This is a genomic window from Leifsonia soli (assembly GCF_013408745.1).
Classification (GTDB): Bacteria; Actinomycetota; Actinomycetes; order Actinomycetales; family Microbacteriaceae; genus Leifsonia; species Leifsonia soli.
In genome coordinates this window covers 3,031,794-3,045,857 of sequence record NZ_JACCBJ010000001.1, presented here as the reverse complement: position 1 = coordinate 3,045,857, position 14,064 = coordinate 3,031,794, and the positions used below count along the sequence as shown (strand labels likewise).

Below are 14,064 nucleotides of genomic sequence, written 5' to 3'. Positions count from 1 at the left end.
GATCAGCCTCCCTGCCCGACCGCGGCAGCGATCTCGCTCGGAACGTCCTGCGGCGGCGCGTACGACTGGAAGACGTTGTACGCGATGAGCCGCTCCCCCGCGTGGAACGGGGGGTTGCAGGTCGTGATGGTCATCAGTCGTTCGGTCGGGGTGGCCTGCGGCTGCCGAGGAACGGGCAGCAGCACCTGCACGGCCGATGGCTGGACATACTCGAAGTTGCGGAAGACGTAGGTGTACCAGCCGTCGGCGGTCTGCACGTAGATGCGGTCGCCGATGTGCAGCTTCGAGAGGTCGATGAAGGTGTTGCCCCACCCCGAATCGTGACCGGCCACGGCGAAGTTGCCGACCTGGCCGGGAAGCTGCGTGTCGATGTAGTGGCCGACGCCCGCCGTGTAGCTGTTCAGGACGCGCTCGACGTCGACGGTCTGCCGGATGGTGCGCTTCCAGTCGGCGCCGAGCCGGGGCACGTACATGACCGCGAACGGCTGGTACGGAGCGGGCTTCGCCATCACGGGCGGGTCGACTTGGGCAGTGGACGTGTCGGGGGCGGGCTTCGGCGCCTTGAGGGCGTCGTCGATCCACTTCTGGCTCTGCTGGGCTGCCGCGTTCGTCTGCTGCCCGGCCAGAACGAGGTTGTTCCACCAGACCTGCCAGCCGAGGAAGAGCAGGACCAGCACGCCGGCGGTGACCAGGAGCTCGCCGATGACACCGAGCACGGTGGGTCGGCGGTGCGGCCGAGCGGCGCGCCTGCGAGGGGTGGTCACGTCGCCGATTCTAGGGACTGTCGCTGGGAATCCTCGTGGTTGTCCACAGGCCTCCCCCGTTCGGGGGCATCAGCGTCCTCCGGAGCTTGCCCGCTACACTGTGGTGCTATGGCACGCAGCAAGTCCAAGACCAGAACCGAGCGCCCCGTGCGCGCAGAGCGCAGCGCCGCGGCATCCGGCGAAGAGGCCCCGAACCCCGTCTGGTTCAAGCCGGTCATGTTCGGCTTCATGCTGCTGGGCCTGATCTGGATCATCGTCTTCTACGTCAGCCAGAATCAGTACCCGATCCCCGCGCTCGGCGCGTGGAACATCCTCGTCGGCTTCGGCATCGCGTTCATCGGCTTCCTGATGACCACGCGCTGGCGGTAGCCCGCGACTCTCCGTGTCTTCCGGGCCCGGGACGGCGTCAGCCGCCCCGGGCTTCGTGTTTTCCACAGTTCTCCACAGGGTCCCTGTGAACAGTTGCCGTTCGTTCGGCCGGGATTTCCCCAGTGTTAATAAGCCTGTGGAGAGTTACAGGCGTGTAATTCCCCACAGTGTTAATAAGCCTGTGGATAACTTATCCACGCCGTGTGGGGAATTACACGAAGAAGTGGATGAGGCTGATCGCGACGAAGATGACGCAGAGCAGGACCAGCAGGGGCAGCTGCCAGCGCCGACGCTGCGGCTGCCGGGTCTCCACATAGATCAGCCCGACCAGGAGGCCACCGATCAGGCCACCGACGTGGGCCTGCCACGCGATGTTGAACCCGGGCAGGAAGCCGATGCCGAGGTTGATCGCGAGCAGGACGAGCATCTGCGTCGCACTGCCGCCCAGGCGGCGCTGGATGATGAAGAAGGCCCCGAACAGGCCGAAGATGGCGCCGGAGGCGCCGAGGACGGGCTGCACCGGCGATGCCAGCAGCAGTACGCCCAGCGATCCGGCGAATCCGCTGATCAGGAACAACGTGAGATAGCGCGCTCGGCCGAGCAGAGGCTCCAGGGCCATGCCGAACACGAACAGCGTGTACATGTTCAGCGCGATGTGGATGATGTTGGCGTGCGCGAACACGCTCGTGAACATCCGCCACGGCTCGAAGCCGACGCCGAATGTGCCGCCCGGGTACGAGTACGCCCCGGCGTACACCAGTGCGGAATTCACCGGCAGGCCGAGCAGCGACCCCAGAGTCTGGACGATGAAGACGACCACGCAGACCGCGATGATCGCGTACGTGACGACCGGAGCTCCGGAGCCGGTGAGCCGGGTCACCCACGCGGGCTTGGTGCGCGGATGGGTGGCACGCTGCTGCGCCATGCACTCCGGGCAGACGACCCCGACCGCGGCCGGGGTCTGGCATTCACCGCAGATCGTCCGGCCGCAGCGCTGGCAGAGCACATAGCTCTGCCGGTCGGGGTGCCGGTAACAGAAGTTCGCGCGTGCGTCGACGGGCTGAGTCATGTTTCGTGCTCGCCCGTCCTTCCTCAGACCTGCTCGATGTCGATCGACTCGATCACGACGTCGTCGAGCGGCCGGTCCCGGGCGTCCGTGGGAACCTCGGCCAGCTTGTCGACGATCTTGCGGGAGGCGTCGTCGGCGACCTCGCCGAAGATGGTGTGCTTGCCCTGCAGCCACGTGGTCGGCGCGACGGTGATGAAGAACTGCGAGCCGTTGGTGCCTCGGCCGCCCTGGATGCCGGCGTTGGCCATCGCGAGGATGTACGGCTGCGTGAAGTCGAGGTCGGGGCTGATCTCGTCGTCGAACTGGTAGCCCGGTCCGCCGACGCCCTGGCCGAGCGGGTCGCCGCCCTGGATCATGAAGCCCGGGATGATGCGGTGGAAGACCACGCCGTCGTAGAGAGGAGTCTTGGACTTCTCTCCCGTGGCGGGGTGCGTCCACTCGATCTCGCCCGTCGCCAGCCCGACGAAGTTCCGCACCGTCTTCGGCGCGTGGTTGCCGAAGAGGTTGACCTTGATGTCTCCGTAGTTAGTGTGGAGCGTGGCGACAGCGGTGTGCTTAGACATGGCACCAATTCTTGCACAGCGCGTACAGCTGACTTGGGCGGGCTCGAGACCTCTCGGGCCATCCCCAGCCCTTTCGGTGGCAAGATGGAGTCAGTCGCCACCCCGACCAACGGAGGAACAGATGAGCCTGACACGGAAGCGCAAGAAGGAGCTCAAGCGACTGCGCAGCGGAGCCGAGGACCTGTGGACTCAGCAGCAGGAGGTTCTGGCCAACGCCAACGCCCTCGCTGCCGAGGCGCGTAAGCAGGCGGCCTACTACACGCGTGAGGAGATCGCGCCGCGCGTCCGTGACGGTTACGACCAGTACGTGCGTCCGGCGGCCCACACCGCGAAGGAGACGGCGACCCACTACGCCGGCCAGGCACGGCAGCGCGTGGTGAACGACGTCATCCCCGCGGTGGGCACGGCCGTCGGCACCGCGCTCTCGGTGGTCGACCACGCTCGAGCAGCCCGTGCGGCCGCTTTCGCCGGCGACTTCACGAAGGCGGGCAAGGAGCTCTCGAAGAAGCCGAAGGCTCCCGCACAGAAGTCCGGCCCTGGCGCCGGTGGCGTGATCGCGATCGGTCTCGGCATCGTCGCGGCCGTCGGTCTGCTGTACGCCGTCTGGCAGACCTTCCGCGCAGACGACGAGCTGTGGGTCGCCGATGAGGAGCCCACCACGCCGTCGACGCCCGCGACTCCGGCTGCCGAGGCTCCGCAGCAGTAGCGCCGACCCGGATCAGGGTCTGTTCGGGGGTTACCCCGATGGTGCGGCGTGCGCGCCGCTGCGAGTCTGGGATGCATGAGCACTCTGATGCGTCCCCGTGATGGCCGTGTGATCGCCGGCGTGTGCGCCGGCCTGGCGAACCGCTTCGGCCTCCGGCCGTGGACGGTCCGCGTCCTGTTCCTGCTGTCGTGCCTGCTGCCGGGCCCGCAGTTCATCGCCTACCTGGTGATGTGGATCGTCATCCCCGGCGAGCAGGCACGCGGAACGGCGACGGTCTAGCGGCCGTCGCCCGCCCCCGCCGTTCCGAGCCCGACCGCTCCCAGCCCGGCCATCCCCAGCGCGGTGTCGACGAGCTCGACCCGACGGCTCGGGATGCGGTCGAGGGGGAACCACGCGGCCTCGTCCGTCGTGCCGTCGAGCTCGTTCGTGAGCGACCCGCCCACGACCCTGGCCCGGTAGACGATCCGGAGCGCGTGCATCGGTCCGGCATCCGGTACGAAGCGGTGCTCGCCGGGGATCACCTTGGAGTCGATTCCGAGCAGCTCGCCCGCCTCGGCGAGATAGCCGGTCTCTTCCGCGATCTCGCGGACCACCGCATCCACCGGGTCCTCGCCCGGGTCGATGCCGCCGCCCGGCAGCGTCCAGCCGGAGCGGCCGCCCTCGTTCCAGTGGGCGAGAAGGATGCGATCGCCGTCGACGATGACACCGTATGCAGCGACTCTGATATCCACCGCACCAACCTACTGCCATTGTCGGAGGACCCGGGCAGACTAGGGGTGATGCCCGAACTGCCGGAAGTCACCGCCCTCGCCGCCGACCTCAATGGCCGGCTGAAGCAGCGCGTCATCGACCGTCTGAGCATCGCCGCCTTCTCGGCTCTGAAGACCTTCGATCCTCCGGCCGACGCCCTCCACGGACTGACCATCTCCGGCGTCAGCCGGCACGGCAAGTTCCTCGACATCGCCGCGGGAGAGCTCCACATCGTGGTGCACCTCGCCCGTGCCGGGTGGCTCCGCTGGCGCGATTCCCCTCCGCCGCCTTCCACCGGGCGTCTGGGCAAGGGCCCGCTCGCGGCGCGGCTTGTCCTCGACGACGGCTCGGGGCTCGACATCACCGAGGCCGGCACCAAGAAGAGCCTCGCCATCTACGTCGTTCGCGATCCCGCCGATGTTCCCGGCATCCAGCGTCTCGGCCCCGATCCGCTCGACCCGTCGTTCACCGAGGAGGTCTTCGCGGGCATCCTCGGTGGACAGGGGCGGGCGCAGATCAAGGGCGTCCTGCGCAATCAGTCGCTGATCGCGGGCATCGGGAACGCCTACTCCGACGAGATCCTCCACGTCGCCAAGATGTCGCCGTACAAGCCGGCCAGCATGCCGCCGGACGACGTCGCCCGGCTGTACGAAGCGATGCAGTCCACACTGAGGGAGGCGCTGGCCCGCGCCGACGGCCTGGCCGCGTCCGAGCTGAAGAGCGAGAAGAAGTCGAATCTGCGTGTGCACGGCCGTACCGGCCAGCCCTGCCCGGTGTGCGGAGACACCATCCGGCAGGTCATCTTCCACGACTCGACCTTCCAGTACTGCCCGACGTGCCAGACGGGCGGCAAGCCGCTGGCCGACCGCGTCCTCTCCCGGCTGCTCAAGTAGCCGAAGGCATCAGCAGTCGCAGGCGATGCCCGGGGGCGCCGTGAGCGGGTCCACCGAGCGTTCGAGCGGACCGGCGTCGTCCACCGTCGGCAGTCCCTCCCGCACCCAGTACTCGTAACCGCCGATCATCTCCCGCACCTCGTAGCCGAGCCGGCTGAGCGCGAGGGCGGCTCGGGTGGACCCGTTGCATCCCGGACCCCAGCAGTAGACGACGACGGGCATGTCGAGCGGGATCAGCTGGGACGCACGCTCGTCGATCTGGGCGGTCGGCAGATGCACGGCCCCCGCCACCCGCCCCTGAGCCCACGCGACAGCGGCGCGGCTGTCCACCAGGACGAAGCGCTCACCGCGCTCGAACGCGGCATGGACATCGGACGGATCGGTCTCGAAGCGGAGCTTCGCCGCGAAGTGCTGGATGGCGTCGGCAGTGGTTGTCGTCATGCCTCGAGACTAGGAAAATGCGGACTTCGGCTGAAGGAGCGATCAACGGCCTTGGAGCCGTCCCGCCGTCGATCTCATGGCAGAATCACGCCATGGCCGTCACATCCACGTTCGCCGTCGACAGCACCGATCGCAGCATCCTCGCCGAGCTGCAACGCGACGGCAGGCAGTCGATCGCCGAACTCGCCCGCACGGTGCACATGTCGAACAGCGCGGTCGCCGAGCGCGTACGGCGACTGGAAGAGGCCGGCGTGATCACGGGCTACCGGGCGGTCCTCGACCCCGAGAGGCTGGGCTACGGCATCCTCGCCTACCTCCGGCTGCGCTACCCCAGCAGCCAGTACACGCCGCTGCACGATCTGCTCGCGGAACTGCCGGAGGTGGTGGAGGCACACCACGTCACGGGAGACGACTGCTTCATCCTCAAGGTGGTGGCGACCTCCATGCGGCACCTGGAGCAGATCAGCGGCCGCGTCGGAACACTCGGCAGCGTGACGACGAGCGTCTCGTACTCGAGCCCGTTCCCGACGCGGACGATCGTGCCGCCGCCGGAATGAACCACGGACACCCGTAAGGGTGGAGCCTAGGAGATTCGAACTCCTGACATCCTGCTTGCAAAGCAGGCGCTCTACCAACTGAGCTAAGGCCCCGTGAGAAGTGATGGTGGGGATACGAGGACTTGAACCTCGGACCTCTTCGTTATCAGCGAAGCGCTCTAACCGCCTGAGCTATATCCCCGAATGGGCAGATACGAGACTACCCGATCTGCCCGAGCATTGCGAAATCGGTCAGTTGTTGGTGAAACCGACCAGCAGACCGCCGGTGATCTTCACCGAGAGGTTGTAGAGCAGCGCGAACACGGCGCCCAGAGCGGTCACCACGACGATGTCGAGGATGGCCACGATGAGCGAGAAGCCCATCACCTGACCCAGCCCCAGGATGGACCGGAGGTCGCTGCCGCCGGCGCCCGAGATGTCCTTGAACAGGCTGTTGATCTGGTCGAAGATGCCCGTGCGGTCGAGCACCGTCCAGATGAGGAACGTGCCGACGATCGCGATGATCGCGAGGCAGATCCCGGCGAGGAACGACAGCTTCACGGTCGACCAGAAGTCGATGTACACCAGCTTCAGCCGCACCTGCTTGGCGGATGCGGGTCGACGGGACGACTTCTTGGCCAACTTCTCGGCGACGCTACTGCTCATCTACGGTTTCATCCTTCCCGACGGCCTCGGCGTCCTCCGCGGGAAGGGAGGATTCGAGATCACGCTCGGTGTTCTTCGCCAGTGCGATGATCTTGTCCGACTCGGCGAAACGTGCGAAGACGACACCCATGGTGTCGCGGCCCTTGGCTGGTACCTCGGCCACGGCAGAGCGTACCACCTTGCCGCTGGCAAGAACCACAAGGACCTCGTCGTCTTCGCCCACGATGAGGGCACCCACCAGGTCGCCCCGGTCGTCGCTGAGTTTGGCCACCTTGATGCCCAGACCGCCGCGGTTCTGCAGGCGGTACTGGTCTGCTGCGGTGCGCTTGGCGTACCCGCCCTCGGTGACGACGAAGACGTAGCCCTCGTCGGAGACGACCGACGCGTCGAGCAGGCTGTCGTCGCCGCGGAAGTGCATGCCGATGACGCCCGAGGTCGACCGGCCCATCGGTCGGAGCGCCTCGTCGGACGCCGTGAAGCGGATCGACATGCCCTTGCGGGAGACGAGCAACAGGTCGGAGTCCTCTTCGACCAGGAGTGCGGAGACGAGCTCGTCGTCCTCGCGCAGCTTGATCGCGATGATCCCGCCGGTGCGGTTGGTGTCGTACTCCTCGAGGGCGGTCTTCTTGATCAGGCCGTCGCGGGTCGCGAGCACCAGGTACTTGGCCGCCTGGTAGTCGCGGATGTCGAGGATCTCGGCGATCTCCTCATCCGGCTGCATGGCGAGCAGGTTGGCGACGTGCTGGCCCTTGGCGTCGCGGCCGGCCTCCTGCACTTCGTACGCCTTGGCGCGGTACACGCGCCCCTTGTTCGTGAAGAAGAGGAGCCAGTGGTGCGTCGTGGTCACGAAGAAGTGGTCGACCACGTCCTCGCCGCGCAGCTGCGCCCCCTTCACGCCCTTTCCGCCGCGGTGCTGGCTGCGGTAGTTGTCGCTCCGCGTCCGCTTGATGTAGCCGCCGCGCGTGACGGTGACCACCATCTCCTCTTCGGGGATGAGGTCTTCGACGCTCATGTCGCCGTCGTAGCCGAACATGATCTCGGTGCGCCGGTCGTCGCCGAAGCGGTCGACGATCTCGGTCAGCTCCTCGCTGACGATCGAACGCTGACGCGCCGGGTCGTCGAGGATCGCGTGGAACTCGGCGATCTGCTTCTCGATCGCATCCGCCTCGTCCACGATCCTCTGCCGCTCGAGGGCGGCCAGGCGGCGGAGCTGCATCGCGAGGATCGCATCCGCCTGGACGTCGTCGACGTCGAGCAGGGTCTTCAGTCCCTCGCGTGCGTCGTCGACCGTTGGCGAGCGGCGGATGAGCGCGATGACCTCGTCGAGCGCGTCGAGGGCCTTGAGGTAGCCGCGCAGGATGTGCGCGCGCTCCTCGGCCTTGCGCAGGCGGTACTGCGTCCGCCGGACGATGACCTCGATCTGGTGGTCCACCCACGCGGTGATGAATCCATCGAGGGCCAGCGTGCGAGGCACGTTGTCGACGATCGCGAGCATGTTCGCGCCGAAGTTCTCCTGCAGCTGCGTGTGCTTGTACAGGTTGTTCAGCACGACCTTCGCGACGGCGTCGCGCTTCAGCACGATCACCAGGCGCTGGCCGGTGCGTCCGGAGGTCTCGTCGCGGATGTCGGCGATACCGCCGATGCGGCCCTCCTTGACCAGGTCCGCGATCTTGATCGCCAGATTGTCCGGGTTCACCTGGTACGGCAGCTCGGTGACGACGAGGCAGACCCGGCCCTGGATCTCCTCGATCGTGACGACGGCACGCATCGTGATCGAGCCGCGTCCGGTGCGGTAGGCGTCGTGGATGCCCTTGACGCCCAGGATCTGCGCGCCGGTCGGGAAGTCCGGTCCCTTGATCCGCTTGATGAGCTCCTCGAGCAGCTCCTCGCGAGAGGCCTCGGGATGCTGCAGGTGCCAGAGCGCGCCGTCCGCCACCTCGCGCAGGTTGTGCGGCGGGATGTTCGTGGCCATGCCGACCGCGATGCCGACGGAGCCGTTGACGAGCAGGTTCGGGAAGCGGCTCGGCAGGACGGCCGGCTCCTGGGTGCGCCCGTCGTAGTTGTCCTGGAAGTCGACGGTCTCCTCGTCGATGTCGCGCACCATCTCCAGCGCGAGCGGGGCCATCTTCGTCTCGGTGTACCGCGGGGCGGCTGCGCCGTCGTTGCCCGGGGAGCCGAAGTTGCCCTGGCCGAGGGCCAGCGGGTAGCGCAGGCTCCACGGCTGGACGAGTCGCACCAGGGCGTCGTAGATCGCGGAGTCGCCGTGCGGGTGGAATTGACCCATCACGTCGCCGACGACGCGAGCGCACTTCGAGAACGCCTTGTCCGGCCGGTACCCGCCGTCGAACATCGCGTAGATGACGCGGCGGTGCACCGGCTTGAGCCCGTCGCGCACCTCAGGCAGCGCACGCCCGATGATGACCGACATGGCGTAGTCGAGGTACGACCGCTGCATCTCCGACTGCAGGTCGACCTGGTCGATCCTGCCGTGGATGCCGAAGCCGGCTCCGCTCTCGCCCGACACGTTCTCTTCGTCCGTCACAGTCTTCTCTTCCTCGTGATTCCTCGTCGTTCACCCATGCCGGAGCATCAGATGTCGAGGAACCGCACGTCCTTGGCGTTCTTCTGGATGAACGAGCGTCGCGACTCGACGTCCTCGCCCATCAGGGTGGCGAAGATCTCGTCGGCCGCTGCCGCGTCGTCGAGGGTGACCTGCAGCAGCGTCCGGGTTTCCGGGTTCATCGTGGTCTCCCACAGCTCCTGGTAGTCCATCTCACCCAGACCCTTGTAGCGCTGCACGCCGTTGTCCTTGGGGATGCGCTTGCCCGCCGCGAGGCCCTCGGCCAGGAAGGCGTCGCGCTCACGGTCGGAGTACACGTACTCGTGCTCGGCGTTCGACCACTTGAGCCGGTAGAGCGGCGGCTGCGCCAGATAGACGTAGCCGAGCTCGATCATCGGGCGCATGTAGCGGAACAGCAGGGTCAGCAGCAGCGTCGTGATGTGCTGGCCGTCGACATCGGCGTCGGCCATGAGCACGATCTTGTGGTACCGCGCCTTCTCCGGGTCGAAGTCCTCGCCGATGCCGGCGCCGAACGCCGTGATCATCGCCTGCACCTCGTTGTTGCCGAGGGCACGGTCGAGCCGCGCCTTCTCGACGTTGAGGATCTTGCCGCGCAGCGGCAGGATCGCCTGCGTCTCGGGGTTGCGGCCCTGCACGGCGGAGCCGCCGGCCGAGTCGCCCTCCACGATGAAGATCTCCGAGATCGTCGGGTCCTTCGACTGGCAGTCCTTGAGCTTGCCCGGCATCCCGCCGCTCTCCAGGAGCCCCTTGCGGCGGGCGGTCTCGCGCGCCTTCCGGGCGGCGAGCCGCGCGGTCGCGGCCTGGAGCGCCTTGCGGATGATGTCCTTCGCCTGGTTCGGGTTGCGGTCGAACCAGTCGCCGAGCTGGTCGCCGACGACCTTCTGCACGAAGGCCTTGGCCTCGGTGTTGCCGAGCTTCGTCTTCGTCTGGCCCTCGAACTGCGGCTCGGACAGCTTGACGGAGATGACCGCCGTCAGACCCTCGCGCACGTCGTCGCCGGAGAGGTTGTCGTCCTTCTCCTTGAGGATGCCCTTCTCACGCGCATACCGGTTCACCAGCGTGGTCAGCGCAGCACGGAATCCCTCTTCGTGCGTTCCGCCCTCGTGGGTGTTGATCGTGTTCGCGTAGGTGAAAACGCTCTCGTTGTAGCTGGTCGTCCACTGCATGGCGACCTCGAGGGCGATCTTGCGCTCGGTGTCCTCCGACTCGAACGAGATGATCTCGTCGTGGACGACCTCCACCTTCTTCGCGGAGTTGAGGTACTGCACGTAGTCCATCAGACCGCGCTCGTAGAGGAAGACCTCGTGGCGCGGTGTGTACTCCTCGTCGACCTCACCCTCGACGGGCTCGATCTCGGGGGTGCGCTCGTCGGTGATCGCGATGCGGAGGCCCTTGTTGAGGAACGCCATCTGCTGGAAGCGCGTGCGCAGCGTCTCGTAGTCGAACTCGATCGTCTCGAACGTGTCGGCGCTCGGCCAGAACGTGATGATCGTCCCGGTGCGGTCGGACGCCTCGCCCTTCTCGAGGGGCGCCTGCGGCACACCGTTGCGGTAGCTCTGCCGCCAGACGTGACCCTGCCGGTGCACCTCGACGTCGAGGCGGCTGGAGAGCGCGTTCACGACAGAGCTTCCGACGCCGTGGAGTCCACCGGACACCGCATACCCGCCGCCGCCGAACTTGCCGCCGGCGTGCAGGATGGTGAGGACGACCTCGACCGTCGACTTCTTCTCGACCGGGTGCTCGTCGACCGGGATGCCACGACCGTTGTCGTCGACCCGCACGGCGCCGTCCGGGAGGATGGTCACCTCGATGTTGTCGGCGTGCCCGGCGAGGGCCTCGTCGACGGAGTTGTCCACGATCTCGTAGACCAGGTGGTGAAGCCCGCGGGGACCGGTCGAACCGATGTACATTCCGGGTCGCTTGCGGACGGCTTCGAGACCCTCGAGGACCTGGATCTCATTCGCGCCGTATTCGTGTTCCGTCCCGGCCGCGTTCGGTTCCATCGTCATATGAAATTAGGCTCCTGACCGCACTCAACAGTGACGTTCCATTCTACCAAGAGCCGGGCGGCGAATTGCCCGAAAACGGCCGTCTGAGGCATTTTCCGTGCCAGGGCGACCTCTTTTGTGCTCTCAGCCGTAAGTATCGCGCGGGCCACGCCCTGGAATCGACCTGGGACCTCTTTTCCAGGAGGGGGCGTCCGGCCCCTGAAAACGGATCGACTCGATGCCGGCCTCGGGGAATCGCTCCGCGATCCGTGCGAGCAGTTCGGAGCGCATCATCCGAAGCTGCGTCGCCCACGCCGTCGACTCGCACCGGACCACCAGCACACCGTCCGTGATCTGGTCCGGTTCGGCATGCTTCGCGGTCTCCTCGCCGGCCAGCTCACGCCATCCGTCGAGCAGGTCGGACTTCGCGAGGGCGGAGGTCCAGCCGAGCTGCGCCGCGAGCGCATCGACCACGTCTCCGACGCCGCGTGGATCGCGCCCGGAGCCGAAGGGCTGACTTCCGGTGGTGCTCTCCTCGCGCCGGGGACCGCGACGGCTCCGGGAGGTCGTTCCCGTGAACAACGCTTTCAGCCGCAGGTAGACGGCGGAAGCCTCGCTCTCGCCGGGCGCGACGCGGGATGTGCGATCAGGCATCGGGGGTCTCCATGATCGCGCCGGCCTCGATGCGGACGGTGTGCGCCGTGAGTTCGTCGGGCACGTCGTCGTACACGGCCGCGGTGATGAGCACCTGTTCGTAACCGGCCACGGCGGTTGCCAGCATCCGTCGCCGAGCCTGGTCGAGTTCCGCGAAGACGTCGTCGAGGATGAGCACGGGGTCGCCGGTCGTCGACTCCTGGCGGAGCAGCTCCGCCGACGCCAGCTTGAGGGCGAGGGCGAAGGACCACGACTCTCCGTGGCTGGCATACCCCTTCGCGGGAAGAGCGTTGAGTTCGAACAGCACGTCGTCGCGGTGCGGCCCGACGAGGGTGAGACCGCGGTCGAGCTCTTTCCTGCGCACCGCCGCGAGAGCCCGGCGGAACGCCTCCGGGGTCGCGACACCGGCTGAGCCGGTCACATCGTCCTCCGCCGCGCTGTCCTCGTCATCGACCTGCGCGCCGTGGATGGTGAGCTGCGGGATGAGCCGCGGGTGGTGATCGTCGCCGGCGACGGACCGGTAGGCCGCGACGAGCGGATCGCTGAGACGCGCGACCAGGTCGAGACGCGCATCCATCAGCTCGGATCCGAGCTGGACGAGCCGGTCGTCCCAGATCTCGAGGGTGCCGAGCTGATCCTCCCGGACGCGGGACGCTCTCGCCGACTTCAGCAGGGTGTTCCGCTGCTTCAGAACACGCTCGTAATCGGCGATCACGGCGGAGAAGCGCGGGTTGCGCTGAATGAGCAGCTGATCGAGGAACCGCCGGCGGATCCCCGGCTCGCCGCGCACCAGCGCGAGGTCCTCCGGAGCGAACAGCACGCTGGAGAAGTACCGCGGTAACTCGCGCGGCTTGATCGCTGACCGGTTCACCTGAGCCCGGTTCGGCGTGCTGCGATTGAGCTGCACCTCGACCAGGAGTTCCCGGCCGTCGTGCTGGATCCTTGCGCGGACGATCGCGGCGTCCGCATCCTTCCGGATCATCGCCTGATCGCTCGACACCCGATGCGACCCGAGGGTGCTCAGGTAGCCGAGCGATTCGACGAGGTTGGTCTTCCCCTGGCCGTTGCGGCCGACGAACAGGTTCGCGCCGGCCGCGAACGGCACTTCCGCGGTGCGGTAGTTGCGGAAGTCGGTCAGGGAGAGGTGTGTGACACGCACAGAGTTTTCAGTTCACGCGGTTTCGGTCCGCGCCTCAGTCGACGGCCTTCACGGCGTGCCCGCCGAACTGGTTCCGCAGGGCCGCGACCGCCTTCATGGCGGGCGAGTCCTCCTGGCGCGAGACGAAGCGCGCGAAGATCGATGCGCTGATCGTGGGGACGGGGACGGCGTTGTTGAGCGCCTCCTCCACCGTCCAGCGACCCTCGCCCGAGTCCTGCACGTAGCCCTCGATGTGCTCGAACTCCGGATCCTGCTCCAGAGCGCGGACCAGCAGGTCGAGCAGCCACGAGCGGACGACCGTCCCGCGCTGCCAGGCCTTGAAGGTGCCGGTGACGTCCTTGATGATGTCCTTGCGCGTGTCGAGGAGCTCGTATCCCTCGGCGTAGGCCTGCATCAGCGCGTACTCGATGCCGTTGTGCACCATCTTCGCGTAGTGGCCGGCGCCGACCTCGCCCACGTGGACGAAGCCTTCGTCGCGCGGACCTTCCGGTCGCAGCGCGTCGAAGACCGGCATGACCCGCGCGACCTGCTCGGCCGAACCGCCGACCATGAGACCGTAGCCGTTCTCGAGACCCCAGATGCCGCCGGAGACCCCGGCATCCATGAAGTCGACACCGCGCGGAGCGAGCAGCTCGGCGTGCTTGAAGTCCTCCGTGAACTTGGAGTTGCCGCCGTCGATGACGAGGTCGCCCTTCTCGAGCAGCGGTTCGAGCTCGCGGATCACGGAGTCGGTGATCTCGCCGGCGGGCACCATGACCCAGACGGTGCGCGGCGCCGGGAGCGCCGCGACGAGGTCGGCCACGGTCGCGACGTCAGAGACCTCGGGGTTCGTGTCGTATCCGGTGACGTCGATGCCGTTCTTCTCGAGCCGGGCGCGCATGTTGTTGCCCATGCGTCCGAGGCCGATGAGGCCGATGTGCATGAT

The 14,064-nt window shown here is 67.2% G+C and carries 16 protein-coding genes and 2 tRNA genes; 5 read left to right on the top strand and 13 right to left on the bottom strand.

Annotated features, from left to right (window positions below):
• Window positions 1-2 precede the first annotated feature (2 nt).
• A complete protein-coding gene (locus BJ963_RS14735) occupies window positions 3-764 on the bottom strand; it encodes a class E sortase (protein ID WP_343037293.1) in 762 nt (253 codons plus the stop codon).
• A 108-nt stretch (window positions 765-872) separates the two neighbouring features.
• Between BJ963_RS14735 and BJ963_RS14730 the strand changes: the two genes are divergently transcribed.
• Window positions 873-1,133, top strand: a complete 261-nt coding sequence (locus BJ963_RS14730) for a cell division protein CrgA (protein ID WP_018189048.1) — start codon at window positions 873-875, stop codon at window positions 1,131-1,133.
• A 211-nt stretch (window positions 1,134-1,344) separates the two neighbouring features.
• On the opposite strand, the gene BJ963_RS14725 is transcribed toward BJ963_RS14730, so the two are convergent.
• Window positions 1,345-2,202: a rhomboid family intramembrane serine protease gene (locus tag BJ963_RS14725; protein ID WP_246298071.1), complete on the bottom strand. Its 858-nt coding sequence runs from the start codon at window positions 2,200-2,202 to the stop codon at window positions 1,345-1,347.
• Window positions 2,203-2,225: 23 nt separating this feature from the next.
• Window positions 2,226-2,765, bottom strand: coding sequence for a peptidylprolyl isomerase (locus BJ963_RS14720; RefSeq protein WP_018189046.1), 540 nt, complete (start codon window positions 2,763-2,765; stop codon window positions 2,226-2,228).
• Between the two features lie 121 nt (window positions 2,766-2,886).
• On the opposite strand from BJ963_RS14720, the gene BJ963_RS14715 reads away from it, so the two are divergent.
• Window positions 2,887-3,471, top strand: a complete 585-nt coding sequence (locus tag BJ963_RS14715) for a hypothetical protein (protein WP_179457330.1) — start codon at window positions 2,887-2,889, stop codon at window positions 3,469-3,471.
• A 75-nt stretch (window positions 3,472-3,546) separates the two neighbouring features.
• A complete protein-coding gene (locus BJ963_RS14710; RefSeq protein ID WP_089915990.1) occupies window positions 3,547-3,750 on the top strand; it encodes a PspC domain-containing protein in 204 nt (67 codons plus the stop codon).
• On the opposite strand, the gene BJ963_RS14705 is transcribed toward BJ963_RS14710, so the two are convergent.
• Entirely contained in the window at window positions 3,747-4,202 is a 456-nt protein-coding gene (locus tag BJ963_RS14705) for an NUDIX domain-containing protein (RefSeq protein ID WP_179457329.1), read from the bottom strand. The two genes, BJ963_RS14710 and BJ963_RS14705, sit on opposite strands and share 4 nt — an antisense overlap.
• A 48-nt stretch (window positions 4,203-4,250) precedes the next feature.
• Between BJ963_RS14705 and BJ963_RS14700 the strand changes: the two genes are divergently transcribed.
• Window positions 4,251-5,114 (top strand): Fpg/Nei family DNA glycosylase, encoded by an 864-nt coding sequence (locus BJ963_RS14700; protein WP_179457328.1) that lies wholly within the window; start codon window positions 4,251-4,253, stop codon window positions 5,112-5,114.
• A 9-nt stretch (window positions 5,115-5,123) separates the two neighbouring features.
• Here the strand turns inward: BJ963_RS14700 and BJ963_RS14695 are convergent, their stop codons facing one another.
• Complete coding sequence (locus BJ963_RS14695; protein ID WP_179457327.1) at window positions 5,124-5,555, bottom strand: rhodanese-like domain-containing protein; 432 nt, start codon at window positions 5,553-5,555, stop codon at window positions 5,124-5,126.
• 92 nt (window positions 5,556-5,647) lie between these two features.
• Between BJ963_RS14695 and BJ963_RS14690 the strand changes: the two genes are divergently transcribed.
• Window positions 5,648-6,112 (top strand): Lrp/AsnC family transcriptional regulator, encoded by a 465-nt coding sequence (locus tag BJ963_RS14690; RefSeq protein ID WP_179457326.1) that lies wholly within the window; start codon window positions 5,648-5,650, stop codon window positions 6,110-6,112.
• 20 nt (window positions 6,113-6,132) lie between these two features.
• On the opposite strand, the gene BJ963_RS14685 is transcribed toward BJ963_RS14690, so the two are convergent.
• The 8 genes from BJ963_RS14685 to gnd all read right to left on the bottom strand — a co-directional run bounded on the left by BJ963_RS14685 (window position 6,133) and on the right by gnd (window position 14,061).
• Window positions 6,133-6,205 (bottom strand) — tRNA-Ala (locus BJ963_RS14685).
• Window positions 6,206-6,216: 11 nt separating this feature from the next.
• Window positions 6,217-6,293, bottom strand: a tRNA-Ile gene (locus tag BJ963_RS14680).
• Between the two features lie 50 nt (window positions 6,294-6,343).
• Window positions 6,344-6,757: a DUF3566 domain-containing protein gene (locus BJ963_RS14675; protein WP_089916006.1), complete on the bottom strand. Its 414-nt coding sequence runs from the start codon at window positions 6,755-6,757 to the stop codon at window positions 6,344-6,346.
• A complete protein-coding gene (gene gyrA, locus BJ963_RS14670; RefSeq protein ID WP_089916009.1) occupies window positions 6,747-9,299 on the bottom strand; it encodes a DNA gyrase subunit A in 2,553 nt (850 codons plus the stop codon). The genes BJ963_RS14675 and gyrA overlap by 11 nt, the downstream gene beginning before the upstream one ends.
• Before the next feature lie 47 nt (window positions 9,300-9,346).
• Entirely contained in the window at window positions 9,347-11,347 is a 2,001-nt protein-coding gene (gyrB, locus tag BJ963_RS14665) for a DNA topoisomerase (ATP-hydrolyzing) subunit B (RefSeq protein WP_089916013.1), read from the bottom strand.
• Window positions 11,348-11,470: 123 nt separating this feature from the next.
• Window positions 11,471-11,980 carry a DciA family protein gene (locus tag BJ963_RS14660; RefSeq protein WP_089916016.1) on the bottom strand — a complete coding sequence of 170 codons (510 nt, stop codon included), beginning with the start codon at window positions 11,978-11,980 and terminating at the stop codon, window positions 11,471-11,473.
• Window positions 11,973-13,139, bottom strand: a complete 1,167-nt coding sequence (gene recF, locus BJ963_RS14655) for a DNA replication/repair protein RecF (RefSeq protein ID WP_179457325.1) — start codon at window positions 13,137-13,139, stop codon at window positions 11,973-11,975. The genes BJ963_RS14660 and recF overlap by 8 nt, the downstream gene beginning before the upstream one ends.
• Before the next feature lie 34 nt (window positions 13,140-13,173).
• On the bottom strand, window positions 13,174-14,061 hold the full coding sequence (gene gnd, locus BJ963_RS14650; RefSeq protein ID WP_089916037.1) for a phosphogluconate dehydrogenase (NAD(+)-dependent, decarboxylating): 888 nt from the start codon (window positions 14,059-14,061) through the stop codon (window positions 13,174-13,176).
• Window positions 14,062-14,064 lie beyond the last annotated feature (3 nt).

Excerpts from the sequence above, each read along its gene's own strand:
- BJ963_RS14730 (WP_018189048.1), top strand. The coding sequence starts at position 873 with ATGGCACGCAGCAAGTCCAAGACCAGAACCGAGCGCCCCGTGCGCGCA.
- BJ963_RS14725 (WP_246298071.1), bottom strand. The coding sequence starts at position 2,202 with ATGACTCAGCCCGTCGACGCACGCGCGAACTTCTGTTACCGGCACCCC.
- BJ963_RS14720 (WP_018189046.1), bottom strand. The coding sequence starts at position 2,765 with ATGTCTAAGCACACCGCTGTCGCCACGCTCCACACTAACTACGGAGAC.
- BJ963_RS14715 (WP_179457330.1), top strand. The coding sequence starts at position 2,887 with ATGAGCCTGACACGGAAGCGCAAGAAGGAGCTCAAGCGACTGCGCAGC.
- BJ963_RS14710 (WP_089915990.1), top strand. The coding sequence starts at position 3,547 with ATGAGCACTCTGATGCGTCCCCGTGATGGCCGTGTGATCGCCGGCGTG.
- BJ963_RS14700 (WP_179457328.1), top strand. The coding sequence starts at position 4,251 with ATGCCCGAACTGCCGGAAGTCACCGCCCTCGCCGCCGACCTCAATGGC.
- BJ963_RS14695 (WP_179457327.1), bottom strand. The coding sequence starts at position 5,555 with ATGACGACAACCACTGCCGACGCCATCCAGCACTTCGCGGCGAAGCTC.
- BJ963_RS14690 (WP_179457326.1), top strand. The coding sequence starts at position 5,648 with ATGGCCGTCACATCCACGTTCGCCGTCGACAGCACCGATCGCAGCATC.
- BJ963_RS14675 (WP_089916006.1), bottom strand. The coding sequence starts at position 6,757 with ATGAGCAGTAGCGTCGCCGAGAAGTTGGCCAAGAAGTCGTCCCGTCGA.
- gyrB (WP_089916013.1), bottom strand. The coding sequence starts at position 11,347 with ATGACGATGGAACCGAACGCGGCCGGGACGGAACACGAATACGGCGCG.
- BJ963_RS14660 (WP_089916016.1), bottom strand. The coding sequence starts at position 11,980 with ATGCCTGATCGCACATCCCGCGTCGCGCCCGGCGAGAGCGAGGCTTCC.
- gnd (WP_089916037.1), bottom strand. The coding sequence starts at position 14,061 with ATGCACATCGGCCTCATCGGCCTCGGACGCATGGGCAACAACATGCGC.